The organism is Sporosarcina sp. QA0331, assembly GCF_055808055.1.
Map to the genome: position 1 here is coordinate 287155 of NZ_CM147850.1, position 19767 is coordinate 306921.

Annotated in this window: 19 protein-coding genes; 13 read left to right on the forward strand and 6 right to left on the reverse strand. The window is 45.7% G+C overall.

The window, feature by feature from the left end; all coding sequences use genetic code 11:
• Positions 1–3 precede the first annotated feature (3 nt).
• Entirely contained in the window at positions 4–501 is a 498-nt protein-coding gene (locus AC0L13_RS01515; protein ID WP_473643248.1) for a hypothetical protein, read from the forward strand.
• 158 nt (positions 502–659) lie between these two features.
• Here the strand turns inward: AC0L13_RS01515 and AC0L13_RS01520 are convergent, their stop codons facing one another.
• The 5 genes from AC0L13_RS01520 to AC0L13_RS01540 all read right to left on the reverse strand — a co-directional run bounded on the left by AC0L13_RS01520 (position 660) and on the right by AC0L13_RS01540 (position 5412).
• A complete protein-coding gene (locus tag AC0L13_RS01520; RefSeq protein WP_473643249.1) occupies positions 660–1343 on the reverse strand; it encodes an MOSC domain-containing protein in 684 nt (227 codons plus the stop codon).
• A 27-nt stretch (positions 1344–1370) separates the two neighbouring features.
• Positions 1371–2498 (reverse strand): M50 family metallopeptidase, encoded by a 1128-nt coding sequence (locus tag AC0L13_RS01525; RefSeq protein ID WP_473643251.1) that lies wholly within the window; start codon positions 2496–2498, stop codon positions 1371–1373.
• Between the two features lie 95 nt (positions 2499–2593).
• Positions 2594–3301, reverse strand: coding sequence for an ABC transporter permease (locus AC0L13_RS01530; RefSeq protein WP_473643253.1), 708 nt, complete (start codon positions 3299–3301; stop codon positions 2594–2596).
• Entirely contained in the window at positions 3298–4146 is an 849-nt protein-coding gene (locus AC0L13_RS01535; RefSeq protein WP_473643255.1) for an ABC transporter ATP-binding protein, read from the reverse strand. The genes AC0L13_RS01530 and AC0L13_RS01535 overlap by 4 nt, the downstream gene beginning before the upstream one ends.
• 249 nt (positions 4147–4395) lie before the next feature.
• Positions 4396–5412, reverse strand: coding sequence for a LytTR family transcriptional regulator DNA-binding domain-containing protein (locus AC0L13_RS01540; protein ID WP_473643257.1), 1017 nt, complete (start codon positions 5410–5412; stop codon positions 4396–4398).
• A 326-nt stretch (positions 5413–5738) separates the two neighbouring features.
• Here AC0L13_RS01540 and ric point away from each other — a divergent pair, with 326 nt between their 5' ends.
• The 12 genes from ric (at position 5739) to AC0L13_RS01600 (ending at position 19253) form a co-directional block, all read left to right on the forward strand.
• A complete protein-coding gene (ric, locus tag AC0L13_RS01545) occupies positions 5739–6437 on the forward strand; it encodes an iron-sulfur cluster repair di-iron protein (protein WP_473643259.1) in 699 nt (232 codons plus the stop codon).
• Positions 6438–6804: 367 nt separating this feature from the next.
• The gene (locus tag AC0L13_RS01550) at positions 6805–10476 is read left to right on the forward strand and encodes a nitrate reductase subunit alpha (RefSeq protein ID WP_473646805.1); all 3672 of its coding nucleotides are present in this window, start codon (positions 6805–6807) and stop codon (positions 10474–10476) included.
• Positions 10466–12064, forward strand: coding sequence for a nitrate reductase subunit beta (narH, locus tag AC0L13_RS01555; RefSeq protein WP_473643261.1), 1599 nt, complete (start codon positions 10466–10468; stop codon positions 12062–12064). The genes AC0L13_RS01550 and narH overlap by 11 nt, the downstream gene beginning before the upstream one ends.
• Positions 12057–12626, forward strand: coding sequence for a nitrate reductase molybdenum cofactor assembly chaperone (gene narJ / locus AC0L13_RS01560; protein WP_473643263.1), 570 nt, complete (start codon positions 12057–12059; stop codon positions 12624–12626). The genes narH and narJ overlap by 8 nt, the downstream gene beginning before the upstream one ends.
• Positions 12619–13311, forward strand: a complete 693-nt coding sequence (gene narI, locus AC0L13_RS01565) for a respiratory nitrate reductase subunit gamma (RefSeq protein ID WP_473643266.1) — start codon at positions 12619–12621, stop codon at positions 13309–13311. The genes narJ and narI overlap by 8 nt, the downstream gene beginning before the upstream one ends.
• A gap of 26 nt (positions 13312–13337) precedes the next feature.
• On the forward strand, positions 13338–13814 hold the full coding sequence (locus AC0L13_RS01570; protein WP_473643268.1) for a GAF domain-containing protein: 477 nt from the start codon (positions 13338–13340) through the stop codon (positions 13812–13814).
• Entirely contained in the window at positions 13798–14865 is a 1068-nt protein-coding gene (locus AC0L13_RS01575) for a sensor histidine kinase (protein WP_473643270.1), read from the forward strand. Before AC0L13_RS01570 ends, AC0L13_RS01575 begins: the two co-directional genes overlap by 17 nt.
• Entirely contained in the window at positions 14862–15509 is a 648-nt protein-coding gene (locus tag AC0L13_RS01580) for a response regulator (protein ID WP_473643272.1), read from the forward strand. Before AC0L13_RS01575 ends, AC0L13_RS01580 begins: the two co-directional genes overlap by 4 nt.
• A gap of 15 nt (positions 15510–15524) precedes the next feature.
• Complete coding sequence (locus AC0L13_RS01585) at positions 15525–16052, forward strand: hemerythrin domain-containing protein (RefSeq protein WP_473643274.1); 528 nt, start codon at positions 15525–15527, stop codon at positions 16050–16052.
• A gap of 56 nt (positions 16053–16108) precedes the next feature.
• The gene (locus AC0L13_RS01590; protein WP_473643276.1) at positions 16109–17599 is read left to right on the forward strand and encodes a nitrate/nitrite transporter; all 1491 of its coding nucleotides are present in this window, start codon (positions 16109–16111) and stop codon (positions 17597–17599) included.
• Positions 17600–17705: 106 nt separating this feature from the next.
• Positions 17706–18725, forward strand: coding sequence for a ThiF family adenylyltransferase (locus AC0L13_RS01595; protein ID WP_473643278.1), 1020 nt, complete (start codon positions 17706–17708; stop codon positions 18723–18725).
• A 15-nt stretch (positions 18726–18740) separates the two neighbouring features.
• A complete protein-coding gene (locus tag AC0L13_RS01600; protein ID WP_473643280.1) occupies positions 18741–19253 on the forward strand; it encodes a MogA/MoaB family molybdenum cofactor biosynthesis protein in 513 nt (170 codons plus the stop codon).
• 11 nt (positions 19254–19264) lie between these two features.
• Here the strand turns inward: AC0L13_RS01600 and moaC are convergent, their stop codons facing one another.
• Positions 19265–19762: a cyclic pyranopterin monophosphate synthase MoaC gene (moaC, locus tag AC0L13_RS01605; RefSeq protein WP_473643282.1), complete on the reverse strand. Its 498-nt coding sequence runs from the start codon at positions 19760–19762 to the stop codon at positions 19265–19267.
• Between the last annotated feature and the right edge of the window lie 5 nt (positions 19763–19767).

Genomic DNA, 19767 nt, shown 5'->3' on the forward strand with positions numbered 1-19767 from the left:
TGGTTGACTAGGAGAATTCGTTTTTCTGAAAAATCATTGATAGTTGGATATGGATTGATTTTATTATTCATGTTTGTTCAGGATTGGGTGCCACTCGGCAAACTGAACGATATTCAGGCTATTGCATCGGAAAAGTCCATGAGTGAATTAATGTCATTGACATTGAGTGGTGTCATCCAAATTGTTTTATTAATGGGCGTTCTATTCCTTTTCGTAGGAAAACGGTATCCAATATGGGCTAAGCTATGGTTAATCATTCATCCTACATGTATTTTCGTAGGTGCTTTAGTTGCTTGGTGGATACCGTATGTATTTGGAGGCGTTTCAGAGGAGAAGAGAGATTCCTATACGAGAATGTTTGGAGACACACATTCTTTCTTGCCAGTCATGAATGGAATCGTACCAAACACATTGCATACTTTTTTTCATGCGACCTTGGCAGTTTGCATACTTCTAACCATTTATATTTTCAGTACGAAACGATGGGAACCATCTTCATAATGAAAGGGCTGCATGGAAAGTCTGCTGCAGCCCTTTTTGCTTGTTTGTAATAAATAGTCCGCATCCAAAGCAAGCCGTCCGGCGTCCAAAGCGAGCCATCTCGCGTCCAAAGCGTGCAGTCCCACGTCCAAAGTAAGCGTCAGAATAACCTTTTCAATTTAATTTCCACCAGTTATTTGTGAACTCATAGCGGCTACATTCTTATCGAGTCGCTTTTGAAATGTCTTTCTCCAGTCTTCCGATAATTCATCGACTTCCAGCAAAGTCCGCATCCCATCCAAATCGTTTTTATCATGATGCATAAGTCGATTCGCCTCCGTCACGGTTATGGCTAAATCTGGACGCGAAATATGTACTAACTCGTCGGAGGGGGAGACGACTCCTTCCTTCAATACACGGAAATAAAAGCCGGTATAGCCTGAGTTTTGTATGAGCAAAGGCATGTCTTTCCGTTCATGGATAAGCGATAGCTTGAAGCAGGGCTCGCGTGGCTGGCTCACTTGGACGACTGCTTCACCCATTTGGAATGAATCCCCGATGCATAACTCATCCTCCGTCAATCCCCGAAGTGTCAAGTTCTCGCCGAATGCGCTAGCATCCAACGACTTTCCTAACTCCTTCTCCCAATGCGGATAATGCTCAGAAGGATAGGCGCATATGGCTTTGTCTCGACCTCCATGATTAACAAGATCGGCTTGCCCATCCCCTTCAAAATTCACTAAGGATAAATAAACGGGTTCCGCAACCGGTTTTTTATTAATCCCCGTCGTTACTTCCTTTCTCCCAAACTGCAAGTCACGCGGTTTGCCGACATTCAATGATTGAATTTGAATTTTATTCATGATTCATTCACCCCTGTATTTTCTTTCTTATAAGTATATATCATTTGGATGATGAGCGGACGGATAGAGATGATCATTATTTATTTTCATTTTATCAATCATTACTTGCAGCAATTCCCGCTCCATCACTCCGCGCAAATAATGAGGATGCCATTTGCCGAGTGCTGCCTTGGCTTTTTCAAGATGGCCGACAGCACTTGCAACATCTCCTTTTATGTATGACAGCAAAGCATGCCGTTTCAAATCCATAACGGTCTCTGTTTTGCCGATTTTACCTAGTTCTAACTCGATTTCCGGGTACTCCTTCAATTCTTCAGTAAAGAAAAGGGCTGTCGCGAATGTGATATCTGCGCAATCCGCATAATAATCATGTGAAGCCGATTCTCGCGTAAAGGCCGATGCCCGTCCGATATCGAGCACTTTTTCTGCGTATTCTGGCAAATAGTAATAACCTATTGTTGTAAGGAAGCTTTTCGCAGTTGAATCCTCGGATTGTAATAACCTTTCCAGTTGTACGATCAGATCTGAATTCCACTTTTTTATGTCTGTCGTTTTCATGTCTTCCGTTAATGCCGAATAACCTGCCATGATGACGGAATCTTCTATGGGGACAGTCCGAAGCCTTTGGATGACCAATCCATCCGTCATAGCACTTTTGGACATTGCAGGCTGCAAGTTTGTCATGCCGAGAAGGACGTTTATCAAACCGAATAGGATGAAAAACTGATGATGCCATATAGCGAAAGCGATTCCGATCGATAAGGCGCCTACTACGACATTGATCAACGGTCCGCCATATATATAGCGGATCAGCTTATCCCGCATCACTTCCTTCTCTAACTGTTCAGAAAACCCCATCATTGCCCTTCCAAGATAGCCGAGAACGGATCGAACAACATGGAAATGAAGCTTTCCTTCATGCCGTTCGATGACGAAGGGACCGACGCTCACATTGAGCATCCGCATCCCTTGAAGACGACCAGCAAGGAAGTGTCCCGTTTCATGAAGTAAAATACATAAAGGAAAACTGATTATGACGCTTGCCGCAACGATAAGTAAGGTGCGCATCGACATTGGCTCTGGAAACAGGATGAAATAAAGGACAGCGGTGAACCCGATGCAGCCTCCTAATAAAAATGAAAAGATTTTTTTCATATTGCACCTCAATTTATTTGAAAAACATCGTATAGACGAGGATGGCTATTACTCCCATGCCAATTCCCGCTACAAATCTAAGCGCTTGCTTCATATTAATCGACCATCCTTTTCCGATAAATGATAACCGTCAAAATGGTAGCGGCAATGACCCATCCTAAAATGATAGCCAATTCACCGATAACACCCGCAAAGCCGGCTCCCGCTTCCACTTTTGTCGCCAATTCAATTAATTGGATATTTGGCAAATATGTCGCCACTTGTAATACCGGATATTTTTCCGCAGCAATCGTAATAAACGATCCAAGCGAAAAGACGATAATGACAGGCATGACAAGAACGGACGCTTCCATAACAGACTTCGAATATAGGCCGAGCAGTGTTCCTAACGCAATATAGAAAAATGATGATAAAATAATCGCCACAGCTATAACAGCAAAGTTGGCAGGTTTATATTCCGCCAAGAAAATTGTGAAAAAGACGACAAGCATCGTCATAATAAATGTCAGCAAGCTTTTTCCGCCAAGAATTTCAGTCGTACTTGCAGGGGAAAGCATCAGTCCGCGCAATGTGTTCTTCTCCTTTTCTTCAGCGATCAAACAACATTGGACAAATGAAGCTACCATTCCAAACGTCATATTAATAAGGATGAAATGGGTTTCAAGCGAATCAACACCCATGCGTGCGAAAAAAGCACCTAAAATAACGGGAATAAAAATAACTGTCGACACAGCAAAGTTCCGAGAAAAGTCCTTAAAGTCTTTTTGCAATATCGCGTTCACGCGTTTCAATGAAATCATCATGCCAATTTCCTCCCTGTCACTTGCACGAATATGTCCCCTAAAGTTGGCTCGTTCGAATGGATCGTTACAATTTGATTCGTATTCATATACTCGAATAACTGACTTGCCCCTTCAGAACCTGCAGGCAAGATCACCTTTTCTTCGTTCGTCAATTCCACGGTGATCGTCGAATCTGAGTAGTTCTTTTTCAATTTGTCCGGCGTATCCAAAAGTTGGATTTTACCTTTATTTAGGAAAGCGACTCTATCACATAACGTTTCCGCTTCGTGCATATCATGCGTCGTCAAAAATATCGTTGTTCCTTTCTCATTAAGCGCCCGTAATCCCTCATGGATATGAAGTGAATTTGTCGGATCAAGGGCGGACGTCGGCTCATCGAGGAACAGCAATTCCGGTTCGTGGATCAAAGCCCGTGCAAGTGTAACGCGCTGGGTCATTCCTTTTGATAAGGAAGAAACTTTTTTCGATTTCTCTTCTTTCAAATTAACAGCATCGAGTACTTCATCGATTTTTGAGTAGGATACATCATATAGATCGCAATAGAGCTTCAAATTATCGTAGATTGATAACCTTCCATATAAGCCGCTATTATCTGTAAGAACTCCAAATCGCTTACGGTATTCCGATTTCTTTAGCTGAGAAACAGATTCTCCAAAAACGTTCGCCGTCCCGCTAGTAGGTGTTAATTGCCCGGTTAAAATTTTTATCGTTGTCGTTTTTCCTGATCCGCTCGGTCCAAGGAAGCCAAAAATTTCACCCTTTTTAACGTGGAAGTCGACACTTTCAATTGCTGTTTGGTTCGCAAAAACTTTTGCTAAACTGCTCACCTCAATAATGTTTTCCATTTCCATCCTCCTGTCGTAGGTTTCGTACATATCGTATTTGCACCTTCAGAATAAGTGAAATCGGAATGGAGCACATTATATTTCGGACGAAAAGAGTGAAATAGAGGGTGAGTAGAGCAAATTTCACTGTGAATGAACCGTATTGCGAAGTTGATTTCCTCCCACAAATCATGAACGGAGTAATTGCCGGGCTGAAACGTCGGATACTGTCAAAATATTTCCGAGGAAATAATACAATTTTCTACAAAGTTATAGGCCAAGCATCTCTTTTAACTCCACCATCTTTGTTTTTGATAAAGGTATTGTCGATTTTTCTGCATCGTCCAAAACAAGACTATAGCTGTTCCTCGTCCATGTGATGACCTCTCGCACTTTCTGCAAATTTACAATGTACGAACGGTGACAACGGAAGAAACCGAACGGGAGTAGTCGTGTCTCCAATTCATTCAATGTAGATACAGAAGGGAAGGCTTCTCCTTTAATATGCAAAAAGGATTGGCCGTCATTACTTTCAATATAATCGATTTCAGGAGGATCAAATAAAACGATTTTTTCATTGACCTTCGTTGGTATCTTTTCGAAACGGACAGGTATGATCGATTCAGCCATGGCTGGTGAATCTTCTATCTCTTTCTCTTCATCCGTTGCGGTATGGACGGAATGCAGCCCGTTTTCATCCAAACGGAAGATTTCATCGGCAGCCGTTACGGCACTTTCCATATTCCCCGTTAAAATGAATGCGCTGCGACCGTCTAGTTTGAGCTTTTGAAGAACAGAGAGGAAAATTCGTTTTGATTCCAAATCAATATTTTGATCAGGTTCTTCGAAAATACAAATAGTTGGGTTTTGTATTAGCAAAAGGGCAAGTTGAACCCGTTTTCGTTCCGAAAAGGATAAGTTCTTTATTTTTACACGGCGTTTGGAATCCAATTGGGCAGTCTGAATAGCTTCCTCGATGGATTGATTTGATGTATAAAGCCGTTTTGTAAAACGAATCATTTCCTCAACGGATAATCGTTCATATAGGCCATCATGTAGAAAGAAAAAACCAATTTCTGTTTTGTTTTCTGAAATGCCGCTTTCCCCAATACGAATTTCACCGTTCGATAGCTTGGACTTTTCAAGCAATAGCTCAATAAGCTGCTCGCGCACATTGACGCTCGAATAGACGGCAACGACTTTTCCTAAGTCGATTGATAAATCAAATGAAGGGAAAACGACAGAATCATGAATTCTCTTTTCTGCGTTAATAAATTGAAGTGACACCCAAAATCCCCCGTTTACAAAGTCTATTTATTAAAAGTAGTATACCAGTTATTTCAATTGTGAATGAACCATCTATTGAAAGTGTTTACTTATGGGGCAAAATGGTTAATCAGCGTTAAAGTGTCGAGAACCTATAATAACTAGCCACCTCCGACTTTTTGAACAATTTATGACACTGGTAAAACTGTGATATACATCACATCTCGCGCTCGGCGAGTCATCTATGATGGAGTAGACGGAAGGGAAATAGGCAATTCCCTAATATCGCTTCCGCGGTACATTCATTATCATGTAAATCGAAAAGAAAATTTGGGGAGGAATTCATTATGTCTTCACTTACCATCGATACGCGCGTCTCGGATATTGTCACGGCATTGCCGCAAAGCGCCGACTTGTTCAGAAGTCTTCGCATCGACTATTGTTGCGGTGGGAAGATTCCATTGAAGGAAGCGGCAGAGCAGCGGAACTTGAACCCTTCAGAAGTTTTAAATAACATCCATTCAATAGAAGAGAAACGGGAAAACCGTCTTAGCATGGAACCTTCTTCATTTGGGGAGAAGACATTGATCGCCTACATTCAGGAGAAATATCATGAAAGCTTGCGTGACGAGCTGTCGATGCTTGCGCCTTATATTACGAAGGTCGCTCGGGTACATGGTGAAAACCATCCGCATTTACTGCGTGTGCAAAAGATCTTCAAAGCGTTGCACGAAGAATTACTGGACCATACGTATGATGAAGATCAAAATGTTTTCCCTTTTATTCTTGAGTTTTTAAATAATCCGACTCCCGAAGTAAAAGAGCAATTGAAGCCTCGCGTATCCGAGCTGGAAGAGGAGCATGACAATGCGGGCCGACTGCTTTTTGAACTTAGGGAAATCACTGACAACTTTACGCCTCCTGAAGGAGCTTGTGGAACATATAGACTCGTTTATGCAAGGCTTGAGCAGCTTGAAAAAGACACGTTTGAGCATGTACATCTAGAGAATAACGTATTGTTTGAGCGAGTTGCGAAGGCGTTATAATTAGTAAGTTTAGGAGCGCTTACGGAGATTTATGATCATTTGTAGACGTTTATGCGTGTTTGCGACGATTTATGTGCGGTTTTAAACGTTTATGAGTAATTGAAATAATTTATGCGCATTTACTGGCTTTTATGCGTGAGATTCTCAATTTATGCGTGTTTGCACATTTCCAATTGCATACGTGCAAAAAAAGCTGCCTCCAAGGCGGCTTTTTTAATTGGTGGATTCCCCGGGGTGATATAGGGAAAACCCTAATGGTACTATTCCGATTAATCTATAACATTAAGGGTATAAGGTAAAGGTAGGTATGTCGAGTTCCCCTATCTGCACGTCATTCTGATTAAAGGAGTGAAACTATTCAATGTCCATGAACAAGTTTAGTATGAAGTATTTCAAACCGGTTGAACGGTATTCTGGAAACTGGTCCGTACTCGAAGAAAAAAGCAGGGATTGGGAGAATATGTATCGTCAAAGGTGGTCCCATGACAAAGTTGTTCGGACGACGCATGGCGTTAACTGTACCGGTTCTTGCAGCTGGAAAGTTTTTGTGAAGAACGGAATTATTACGTGGGAGAATCAGCAAATCGATTATCCATCATGTGGTCCCGACATGCCTGAATTCGAACCGAGGGGTTGTCCGCGGGGAGCATCCTTCTCATGGTATGAGTACAGTCCGTTGCGGGTGAAATACCCATACATACGGGGGAAGTTGTGGCGTATGTGGAGCCGTGCGCTTTCGGAGCATAAAGATCCGATCAAGGCGTGGGCAAGTATCGTAGAAGACCCTGCAAAGACTGCCGAGTATAAGAAAGCGCGCGGCAAAGGCGGACATGTAAGAATCCATTGGCGCGATGCGAAAATCTTGATTGCCGCTCAATTGATTTACACTATCCAAAAATATGGACCTGACCGGATTGCAGGCTTCACGCCAATTCCTGCGATGTCGATGGTCAGCTATGCGTCGGGTGCACGTTTCCTATCGCTATTAGGTGGAGAAATGTTGAGCTTCTACGACTGGTATGCGGATCTTCCGCCATCTTCTCCGCAAATTTGGGGCGAGCAGACAGACGTTCCGGAATCAAGCGACTGGTTCAATGCCGGCTATATTATCATGTGGGGCTCGAACGTTCCTTTGACGAGGACGCCGGATGCGCACTTCATGACGGAAGTCCGTTATAAAGGGACGAAAACTGTCTCCGTCGCGCCAGATTATGCGGAAAGCGTCGTCCATGCAGATGACTGGATCGCGCCGAACCCTGGCTCGGATGCAGCGGTTGCCCAAGCGATGACCCATGTCATTTTGGATGAATTTTATGAGCAGCGGAAAGAGCCGATGTTCCTCGAATATGCGAAGCAATATACGGATATGCCATTCCTCATCACGCTTGATGAGCATAATAATGCTTACAAAGCAGGGCGTTTCGTACGTGCGAGCGATCTAGGGCAGGAGAGCGAACACGCTGAATGGAAGCCGGTCATCATCGACGGGGCGAAAAATGAAATCATCGTTCCGAACGGGACAATGGGGCAACGCTGGGAAAAAGATGCGAAATGGAACCTCATTCTTGAAAACAAGGATGGAACGAAAGTGGAGCCGGTGTTATCTGTACTTGACCAAGGCGCTGAATGGAAAGAAATCCAATTCCCTTACTTCGATAATTCAGGGAATGGAGTTTTCACACGTGCAATACCGGCGAAGAAAGTAAAATTCGCTGATGGCACGGAGCGTCTTGTTGCAACTGTATATGACGTCATGATGAGTCAATATGGAATTAGAAGATCGGGCAGCAAATGGGATGCAAAAGGCTACGATGATGCCGAATCAATTTATACGCCTGCCTGGCAGCAAAAAGTGACGAACGTCAAACCGGAGCTCGTCATCCAGATCGCTCTCGAATTTGCGCAGAACGCCTTGGATACAGGCGGACGTTCAATGATCATCATGGGGGCAGGTATCAACCACTGGTTCAATAGCGACACAATCTATCGGGCCATTCTTAATCTAGTTACCCTTACTGCGTCACAAGGAAACAACGGAGGCGGATGGGCGCATTACGTCGGCCAGGAAAAATGCCGTCCGATCGAAGGGTGGAGTACAATCGCTTTCGCTAGAGACTGGCAGGCTCCTCCTCGTTTGCAAAACGCAACGTCGTTCTTCTATTTCGCGACAGATCAGTGGAAATATGAAGAAGGCGGCACAAGTGCATTGGCTTCGCCGCTAGGGAAGAAATCGCGTTATGAACATCCGGCGGATTACAATGTGCTTGCCGCAAGACTTGGATGGCTGCCATCCTATCCGCAATTTAATAGAAACAGCTTGCAACTGACTGAGGAAGCAAGACAAGCAGGCAGCACGACAACTGAAGAAATAGCAAATTATATGGTTGATCAATTAAAATCCGGCAAACTGAATTTTGCCATCGAAGATCCGGATGCACCGGAAAACTTCCCAAGATCACTTTTTGTTTGGCGTTCGAACCTCGTTTCGAGCTCCGCGAAAGGGCAGGAATACTTCATGAAGCATCTATTCGGGGCATCCTCAGGATTGATTGCGCAGCCGAATGAAGACATGAAGCCGGAAGAAATCGTTTGGCGCGATGAAGTGGAAGGGAAGCTGGATCTTCTCGTAGCACTCGATTTCCGGATGACAGCGACGCCATTATACGCCGATATCGTATTGCCGGCGGCGACTTGGTACGAAAAAGTGGATTTATCCTCAACCGATATGCATCCATTCGTCCATCCGTTCAATCCTGCTGTTGATCCGCTGTGGGAATCGCGTTCCGACTGGGATATTTTCCGTTCACTTGCCGAATCGTTTGCTGAAATGGCGAAAACACATTTGCCTGGTGTCTACAAAGACTTGGTGACGACGCCGCTTGGACATGATTCTATGCAAGAAATCGCTCAACCTTATGGAGAAGTGAAGGATTGGAAAAAAGGAGAGGTCGAGCCGATTCCAGGCAAGACGATGCCGGGCATGACAATTGTCGAACGTGATTATACAAAAGTGTATGACAAGTACATCACGCTCGGTCCAATGCTTTCAACCGGAAAAGTGGGTGCTCATGGCGTCTCGTTCTCGGTGGCGGAAGAGTATGAACTGATGAAGGGCATCAATGGTGTGTACACGGATGGAACGATCAAAGACGGGTTGCCGAAATTGTATACCGCGAAAAATGCGGCCGAGGCAATGCTCACCCTTTCATCCGCAACGAATGGACGCGTTTCACAACGTGCTTTTGAAGCGGCAGAACAGGATACAGGCGTAGAGCTGAAGGATATTTCAGCAGACCGGGCGGCTGAACGGTTCACATTTGCCAATATTACAGCCCAACCGAGAGAAGTCATCCCGACACCTGTCTTCAGCGGCTCGAATAAAATGGGCAGACGCTATTCGCCATTCACTACGAACATTGAAAGGCTCGTGCCGTTTAGGACATTGACAGGAAGACAGCATTTCTATTTAGACCATGAATTGTTCATGGATTTCGGCGAATCATTGCCGGTTTATAAGCCGACATTGCCGCCAATGGTATTAGGTCCACGGGATAAACCGATTGTTGGTGGGCAGGATGCACTCGTCCTTAGATATTTGACGCCTCACGGCAAATGGAACATCCACTCGACGTACCAGGACAATCAGCATATGTTGACATTGTTCCGTGGAGGTCCGACTGTCTGGATTTCTGATCTCGACGCGAAGGAGCATGGCATCGACGACAATGCATGGCTTGAAGTGTACAACCGGAATGGAGTCGTGACAGCGAGGGCAGTTGTCAGTCACAGAATGCCTAAGGGAACGATGTTCATGTATCATGCGCAAGATAAGCATATCCAAGTTCCAGGCTCTGAAATTACGGAGGAACGAGGCGGAAGCCATAATGCACCGACTCGTATCCATATGAAACCGACGCAAATGGTCGGCGGTTATGCTCAGCTGAGTTACGGATTCAATTATTACGGACCGATCGGAAACCAGCGTGATGAATACGTGGCGGTCCGCAAGATGAAGGAGGTCAACTGGCTTGAAAATTAAAGCACAAGTAGCAATGGTCATGAATTTGGATAAATGCATCGGCTGCCATACGTGCAGCGTAACATGCAAAACGGCATGGACGAATCGGGAAGGCGCCGAATATATGTGGTTCAACAACGTTGAGACGAAGCCGGGCATCGGTTACCCAAAACGTTGGGAAGACCAGGAGATTTACAAAGGCGGCTGGAATTTACGGAACGGAAAGCTTGAATTGAAATCCGGCTCGAAACTTTCGAAAATCGCTTTAGGGAAAATCTTCTATAACCCGGATATGCCGGAAATTAAAGAGTTTTACGAGCCATGGACGTATGACTATGAAAAGTTGACGATGGCTCCTGAAAGTGAACATACGCCAGTTGCACGTGCGAAATCAGTCATTTCCGGAGATTATATGGACTTGGAGTGGGGGCCGAACTGGGAAGACCAGCTGGCTGGTGGCCATATTACCGGCCCAAAAGATCCGAACATTGAAAAAATTGAAGAAGAAGTCAAATTCAATTTCGAGCAAGCATTCATGATGTATTTGCCTCGTCTTTGCGAACACTGCCTCAATCCGAGCTGTGTCGCTTCCTGTCCTGCAGGAGCGATCTACAAGCGCGAAGAGGACGGCATCGTGCTCGTCGACCAGGAAGCATGCCGCGGATGGCGTTATTGCATGACGGGCTGCCCTTACAAAAAAGTGTATTTCAACTGGAAGACGAACAAAGCGGAGAAATGTACATTCTGCTTCCCGCGCATCGAATCCGGATTGCCGACTGTCTGCTCGGAGACATGTACAGGCAGGATCCGCTATTTGGGCGTTCTACTCTATGACGCTGACCGTGTGCTCGAAGCGGCATCGACGCCAGATCCGCAAGACTTGTATAAGGCGCAATGTGATTTATTCCTTGATCCAAATGATCCTGAAGTGATCGAACAGGCGCGGAAAGATGGCATTTCAGAGGACTGGATCAATGCAGCGAAAAATTCACCGGTCTATAAATTGGCGATTGAATACAAGCTTGCATTCCCGCTCCATCCGGAATACCGCACATTGCCGATGGTTTGGTATGTGCCGCCACTAAGCCCGATCATGAACTATTTCGAAGGGAAGGATTCCATTAAGAATCCAGATATGATTTTCCCTGCAATCGAAGAAATGAGAATTCCGATTCAATACTTGGCAAATATGCTAACGGCAGGTGATACGGAAACCGTGAAAGAGGGACTTCAGCGAATGGCGATGATGCGCTCCTATATGCGTGCAGTTTCGTCCGGCAAGGAATTTGACGAATCCAGACTTGCCCGTGTCGGCTTGACGGCCCAACAGACGAAGCAGATGTATCGATTGCTCGCAATCGCGAAATACGAAGATCGCTTCGTCATCCCGACTTCCCATAAGGAAGGAACGATGAACGTCTATCGTTCACAAGGATCTGCTGGTTATAACGAACAGATGGGCACATATGGCGAAAGCATTACGCAAAACCAATTCAGCTACTCGATGGTGGGCGGTACCGATTGTGACGGATGCGGACCGGTCTCTCCAGGAAAAACGGGCAAGGAGATTTACGAAGAAAACTTCTATGGAGGGATCTGGCGTGATTAATTTAGACCGCTTATACGAAGAAAAAAGCGTCTTTGGCTTTTTCGCCAGCCAGTTGTCCTACCCAGAAAAAATCACATTTCATCCGTCGGTATTGGAAGAGTCGATTGACTCTTCCGATCCCTCCTATCCCGAAGTAAAGCGGTATTGGGATTTAATGCATGAACATAGTCTAGAAGAAATTCAAGAGATGTATATTAATACGTTTGATTTTCAAAAAGACTGCACACTTTTCATGACGTATGTGAAATATGAAGATTCGAAGGAACGCGGGCAAATGCTAGCCCGGTTGAAAGTGCTTTATGAAATGTTCGGGCTTGTCATGCCGGATAACGAATTATCGGATTTACTTCCGCTCATGTGTGAATTCATCTATGCAGCGGAATGGAGAGGGGATCCTCGTGCCCAACAAAGTTTTTCCATGCTGTTGGCTGTGTTGGAGGACGGATCCTATCATTTGATGAAGGCTCTCGAAAAATACGAGAGTCCATACTTCCACCTCATCAAAGGGATGAGGGAGGTATTCAAGTCTTGTATCCAACAGGAGGTTCCTGCCAATGAGTAACCAATTTTTATGGGTGATTTTCCCTTACATTTGCATGGCAGTATTCGTCGTAGGCCATGTTTTCCGGTATCGGCACGACAAGTTCGGATGGACCGCAAAGTCGAGTGAGTTCATTGAGAAGAAACAACTAATGATCGGCAGCTTGCTTTTCCATATCGGTATCATTCCCGTTATTCTTGGGCATGTTGCCGGGCTTGGCATACCGAAAGAGTGGACGCGTGCGCTTGGCATCAGTGACCATATGTATCATATGGGAGCGATTTGGGGCGGAGGATTTTTCGGCGTCGTCACATTTGCTGGAATGCTGATCCTGACAGCACGGCGTATTACCCACCGGAATGTCCGGAAGCTCTCCTCGGCTTCTGACATTATCGTCAACTGCCTACTTCTATTCATCGTGTTTATCGGTTGTTATGCTTCTTTGGTGACGAATAACTTGAACCCGGGATTCGATTATCGTGATTCCATCTCGGTCTGGTTCCGATCATTGCTGATCTTCAGGCCTGAAGCAGGGTATATGGCTTCCGTTCCATTGACATTCAAGCTGCATATTTTGACGGGTTTCCTCATTTTCGCGATGTGGCCGTTCACAAGGCTTGTCCACGTATGGAGCGTGCCATTGAATTATGTCGGCAGGAGCTATATTCTGTATAGAAGATCGCCTGTAAAAGCGGGCAAAAGATAAACGGTTTTCCATAGGGAGCAATGGTGATGAAAGAACGGGCGGGATTTAATTACGAGCAAGAGATTGAGCGTTTAAAAGAATTATTTGGATTCGATTTCGTCGGCATAGCGCTCGTCCAATCGCCGGAACGTCGATTTGAATTGAGATGGGTGTATGTGACGGGAAATCGCAGCGAGCGCTATCGGCGCATTAAATTGCAGTCAGGTAAAGGGATAGCAGGGCTCGTCTTTAAGACGGGCAAGCCAATGTATGTCAAAGATGCAGATGAAGAATGGAGTGCAGGCGACCTGTTCAATTATCCGATTGTTTCTATTGAAGGGCTCAAAAGTTTAGGAGCGATACCTCTCTATCAAGACACTCGTGTGAAAGGCGTCATGCTTGTCGGATACCGTTCTGGCGGGCAGCTGACCGAAGAACAGTTTGAGCAGTTCCAGCAAGAGATCGGGACGGAGTTCGGTCCATTTTACAATAAGGAGTTGGTGAAGGATGAGTCGAAACAATAATACGCATTTGTCGGATTTATTAATGAAACTCTACGGCAATTCCGATGAAGCCATCTTCTTTTTTGATCGGCAAGGGAAGACGTTAGCGATGAATTCCGCAGCGGAAGAAATTATCGATAAAGATGTTTATGATCAAATGATGGCGGGCAGCACGAAAGCCATCTGCACAGTATGCAAAGGCTATACAAGCTCAGATGAACCGCAGACTTGCGTTTCCTGCTATATGGCTAATCCGGATGAGGATATCAGTTCCTTCCAAGTGTATTTCGAAACGAAAGGGAGGGGGCTCATTCCTTATACGGGCAGCATCCAGACAATTGATGAAGAAACAGGAACCCGGGTCTTCATGCTGAGAGATTTAACGCAGCAAATTAAGACACAAGAAGAACTGAATCAGAAACTGATGATGAAACGAGTAATCAAAGCTCAAGAGGATGAGCGGAAACGGCTTTCCCGAGAGCTTCATGACAGTGTAGCGCAGGAAATGCTTAGTTCGTTAGTCGATTTACGTGTCTTGAAATATATGAACATCGAAGAAGATGTTTTAAAGAAAGTGCAGCAAACGGAAGGTTCGCTCATGCGGTTATTGGATGACATTCGCCACCTATCCGTCGAGCTGCGTCCGGCTACTCTGGATGATTTAGGATTGGAGGCGGCTTTCCGTACTCATTTCAAATGGGTGGAAAAGAATTATGGACTCGTCATCCATTTCAATCCGGAGCTCGACTCCAAACGGTATGAAGGCGAAATCGAGACGGTTGTCTACCGGATCTGCCAGGAAGCGGTATTTAACGCATTAAAATATGCGGATGTCGATGAAATGGTTGTCCGCTTGTACGAAACGGAAGGGTTGCTTCATGTATTGATCATGGATGAAGGAAAAGGATTCGAGCTGAAAAATACGGATCCGAAAGGTACGGGTTTAGGTCTCTATAGCATGAAAGAGCGTGCAGAACTTGTTGAGGGGCGCCTTCAAATCCGTTCTGAGATCGGGAAAGGGACGGTTATCCAATTAGAAGTCCCGATTGCTAAAGGAGGGGTTGACGATTGAAGATCATCATTGCCGATGATCATGCGGTCGTCCGCAGCGGGTTCATGCACATTTTGAATTATCAAGACGATATGGAAGTCGTAGCGACCGCCGCTGATGGATTGGAAGCGTATGAACTAGTGGCGAAGCATCGCCCGGACATTTTGCTCATGGATTTGAGCATGCCTCCCGGGGAGAGTGGTTTGATTGCCACAGGGAAAATTAAAGAGGATTTTCCCGAAACGAAAGTCGTCATCCTGACAATGCACGATGACGAAGAATATCTTTTCCATGTATTGAAAAACGGAGCTTCCGGGTATGTATTAAAAAACTCTCCCGACGAAGAATTGCTTTCCGCGTTACGAACTGTATATGACGGAGGAACTTACATCCATCCTTCGATGGCGACCTCTCTCGTGCGTCAATTCGTGACAAAGGATTTCAATGAAGCTGAGACGGATCCTTATAAAATCCTTTCGAGAAGGGAAATCGAAGTCCTTCCGTTAGTCGCGAAAGGCTATGGGAATAAAGAGATTGCAGAAATGCTGTACATCTCCGTTAAGACGGTAGAGGCACATAAATCGAAGATCATGGAAAAATTGAATTTGAAAAGCAGGCCGGAGCTTGTGGAATATGCATTACGCAAGAAGTTCCTAAACTTCTAACGGGAGGTGCGAAGTTTGACGACAGCGAAACAATTCAAATTTGAACTGCCTGCATTGCGAGTGCTCGAAAACGAACATAATTATTTGTCCTATCTAATGGATGGCTGGCATGCGATCGTCCTTGGTTTCGAGAGGGATATTTACAATGTGGAAGAAGCGAGGGAAGCTTTGCAGACGTTGCGAAAACTCATCATTGAATTTATCGACCCGCTAAAAAATCATACGGAGAAAGAAGAGGAATTCCTTTTTCCGATGCTATCGAAATATATCGGTGATGAGCAAGGCCCAATCCTGGCGCTTGAAGAGGAGCATGAAGAAATTGATACGTATATCGGCCATTTCCTCCATCATACGCGCGGGAATCTTGAAGAATTGTCCTTGCAGGATATGAAGGACGTCGTCAAGGATGCCGGTGAAGCATTTGAAGTGATTACGATCCACTTCGTGAAGGAGCAGTCGATCGTCTTTCCGATGGTTATCAACACGCTTCGCATTACGGAGCAGGATCAGCTATTCAAAGAACTGTACACATCCATCATTTGATCGTCGGAAGCCTATGGTTAAAGTAGTTCACTACTTTCAGAAATGGACTGATTTACATGATTAAAAAAATCCAATTACCTTTACAAACAGCTAACTTAGTAGTCGGATTCATGGTGTGGGTGTTGATTTCTTCCCTATTGCCGTTCATTACGGAGGACATCTCCATTCCGCCTGAAAGACTTGCGATCGTAACCGCTGTACCAGTAGTGTTGGGATCCATTTTACGGATACCTCTAGGATACTATGCAAATATTTTCGGAGCGAGGATCATTTTCATGGTCAGCTTCATCCTCCTTCTGTTCCCGGTGTTTTACATAAGTGAAACGTCATCATTCACCGGGCTCATTATCGGGGGAACTTTCCTCGGAATCGGGGGAGCCGTATTCTCGGTAGGTGTTACGTCCTTGCCGAAATACTATCCGAAAGAGAAGCACGGACTTGTCAACGGGATTTACGGGATGGGGAATATCGGTACAGCAGTATCGACGTTTGCTGCGCCCGTCATTGCGACGCAAATCGGATGGTCAATGACCGTTAAACTCTATTTAGTGCTATTGCTCATTTTTGCCGTCTTGAACTTCATTTTCGGCGATAAGCAGGAAACAAAGATTAAAACACCGATTGTTGAACAGATCAAAGGCGTCTATAAAAATGAGAAGCTATGGTTCTTCTCTTTGTTCTACTTCATCACATTCGGTTCGTTCGTTGCATTTACAGTGTTCCTGCCGAATTTCCTTGTCACTTATTTTGGACTAGAGAAAGTCGACGCAGGTATGCGGACAGCCGGCTTCATTGTCGTGGCAACATTGCTTCGTCCTGTAGGCGGTTGGCTTGCGGATAGATTCCAGCCGTTGTTCCTATTGATGGGTGCTTTCGCAGGGCTGACTTTGGCGGCTATCGTCTTGGCATTCTCACCTGGCATCGGGCTCTATACAGTCGGCAGCATCTTAATTGCGGCTATGGCAGGGATCGGCAACGGTGTCATCTTCAAGCTCGTTCCATTCTATTTCAATAAACAAGCAGGGATCGTGAACGGGATTGTTTCCATGATGGGTGGACTCGGCGGATTTTTCCCTCCACTCTTGCTTGCAACTATCCATTCCATCACCGGTTCCTATTCGATTGGATTCATGGCATTTTCACAAGTTGCGTTAGTGAGCCTTGTCCTCGTCATCTGGCTGTACTATATGGATCGGTTGACGCTTGCGAAAGAAGTTTTCGATTCAACAGGTCAAGGAATCCTCGTAACGAGTCCGAATGGTACAATATTGTCAGTAAATCCTGCATTTACACAACTTACAGGCTATACTGAAGAAGAGGTGATCGGCAGCAATCCGAATGTCCTCAGTTCCGGAAGGCAATCCAAGCAATTTTACACGACCATGTGGAGCATCATCGGTGAAGAGGGCTCTTGGCAAGGTGAAATTTGGAACAAGCGGAAAGACGGAACAGAATATTTGGAGCTGCTAACAATCAATGCAGTTAAAGACGATGCAGGTGAAGTCGAGCGGTATGTCGGTACATTCAGTGACATTACTCCTTCATAAAAAGAGGGCGGCCGGTCGCAATGACCGGAAGCCCTTTGCTTCATTCAAAAGCGAAGGCGGCTTGACGGAGTTTAGATATAGATCAAAAGTAGGGAGTGAAGGGGAAGTGGGAACGAGATATTCACGCCAGACGCTTTTTAAGCCGATTGGCGAAGAAGGGCAAGAACGTTTGAAAAATGCGCACGTCATAGTCATTGGCTGCGGAGCGCTCGGATCCCCTATTTCCGAGACGCTAGTCAGAGCTGGAGTCGGCAAGCTGACGATAGCTGACCGCGATTATGTGGAAATGTCCAATTTGCAAAGACAGCAAATGTTCACTGAACAGGACGCGCTAGACGGTGTCCCGAAAGTCGTCGCTGCTAAACGTAGATTGAAAGAGATCCGGCAAGATTGCGAAATACGGACGGTGCTCGACCATGTCGACGGTCCATTGCTTGAACAGCTTGCAGCAGATGCCGATTTGATCATGGATGCGACGGATAATTTTGAAACGAGACTTCTTATGAATGACGTAGCCTGGAAGAAGGGTATTCCTTGGATTCATGGCGCGTGTGTCGGCAGTTCGGGAACTGTATTTCCATTCGTCCCGGGACGGTCGGCTTGTTTCCGTTGCCTGCTGCCAGTCCTCCCTTCGGTGAATGAAACTTGCGATACAGCCGGCATCATTGCACCTGCTGTCCAAATCGTCGCGGCAAGGCAGACCGCGGAGGCATTGAAATGGCTGACGGGCAACGTGGACGCGATGATGACGAAACTGCTGCATTTTGATGTTTGGAATAACACACAAGTGGAAGCAGGCATTTCGCGCATCCGAAACGAACATTGTGAAACTTGTGGAGAATTGCCTACATATCCTTCATTGAATCAATCCGATGGCACGTATTATGCCGTCCTTTGCGGGAGAGAGACTGTCCAAGTCATACCCGACAGTAGCCGGACGTTGTCTGTTGCGGACGGAGTGCAAGTGGCCGAACGACTGGGCTCAACATATCGGACAACGCCATTCTTCGTGGAATTCCATGCGGAAGGGTATCGCTGTGTTTTATTCCAAAACGGTCGTTTGCTCATTCACGGGTTGAAAGATATGAAACAAGGACGGAAGCTATACCATCAATTTTTCGGCTAATAGGGGGTGGATCGATTGTCGAATCTTACGGATAAGGAAAAAAAGAAATCAATCGCCATCGCTGTTTTGACGGTGAGCGATACGCGGGATAAGGATACGGATAAGAGCGGGCGAACGATCATCCAGATGGCAGAGGATGCGGGTCATCATATCGAGGATTACCGGATTTGTACGGACGAACCAATGGAAATATCTCGAAACGTGGAAGAATGGCTAGATAACACTGCAATTGAAGCGATCATCATAACGGGCGGTTCAGGAATCGGCTTCCGCGATGTAACGATTGAGACGGTGACGCCGTATTTCACGAAGATGATCGATGGATTTGGCGAATTGTTCAGGTTCTTGAGCTATACGGAAGACGTCGGGTCAAAAGCGTTGTTGAGCCGGGCGACTGCAGGGTCTATCGACGAACAAGTTTTATTCGCTTTGCCGGGATCTTCGAAAGCAGTGAAATTGGCGATGGAAAAACTGATCCTTCCGGAGCTTCATCATATCGTGCATGAACTGACGAAGCATCGGAAGTGACCTGAAGATTCTCATTTCATCGGAGCGCGTTCAAAGTCGCCGTTTTTCCCGCCGGTCTTTTTCAAAAGCATCGTCTGGCCGATGACCATTTCTTTGCCGGCTGCTTTACACATATCGTAAATCGTGAGGGCGGCTGCAGAAGCGGCGGTCAATGCTTCCATTTCGACGCCGGTCAGGCCTTTCGTCTTCACTTCGGCTTCGATGAGCACTTCGTAATGACCCTTTGCTTCGTCGATTTGCCATTCAAAGCGGACATCGACGCCGGTAAGGGCAAGTGGATGACACATTGGGATAATAGAAGACGTGTTTTTCGCAGCCATAATTGCTGCGACTTGCGCAACGGCAAATACATCGCCTTTTTTATTTGTTCCTTCCGTAATTTGCGAGTGGATCGTTTCATTCACGATGATGGAGGAAGCAGCGATGGCGGTTCGTGTTGTCACCGACTTATCGGAAACGTCAACCATCTTAGCGCGCCCCTGCTCGTTGAAATGCGTCAATTCGGACATTGGAT

Coding starts and splice junctions, on each gene's coding strand:
- ric (WP_473643259.1), top strand. CDS start 5,739: ATGTCTTCACTTACCATCGATACGCGCGTCTCGGATATTGTCACGGCA.
- AC0L13_RS01520 (WP_473643249.1), bottom strand. CDS start 1,343: ATGAATAAAATTCAAATTCAATCATTGAATGTCGGCAAACCGCGTGAC.
- AC0L13_RS01530 (WP_473643253.1), bottom strand. CDS start 3,301: ATGATGATTTCATTGAAACGCGTGAACGCGATATTGCAAAAAGACTTT.
- narI (WP_473643266.1), top strand. CDS start 12,619: ATGAGTAACCAATTTTTATGGGTGATTTTCCCTTACATTTGCATGGCA.
- AC0L13_RS01535 (WP_473643255.1), bottom strand. CDS start 4,146: ATGGAAAACATTATTGAGGTGAGCAGTTTAGCAAAAGTTTTTGCGAAC.
- AC0L13_RS01525 (WP_473643251.1), bottom strand. CDS start 2,498: ATGAAAAAAATCTTTTCATTTTTATTAGGAGGCTGCATCGGGTTCACC.
- AC0L13_RS01590 (WP_473643276.1), top strand. CDS start 16,109: ATGATTAAAAAAATCCAATTACCTTTACAAACAGCTAACTTAGTAGTC.
- AC0L13_RS01575 (WP_473643270.1), top strand. CDS start 13,798: ATGAGTCGAAACAATAATACGCATTTGTCGGATTTATTAATGAAACTC.
- moaC (WP_473643282.1), bottom strand. CDS start 19,762: ATGTCCGAATTGACGCATTTCAACGAGCAGGGGCGCGCTAAGATGGTT.
- AC0L13_RS01550 (WP_473646805.1), top strand. CDS start 6,805: ATGAACAAGTTTAGTATGAAGTATTTCAAACCGGTTGAACGGTATTCT.
- AC0L13_RS01570 (WP_473643268.1), top strand. CDS start 13,338: ATGAAAGAACGGGCGGGATTTAATTACGAGCAAGAGATTGAGCGTTTA.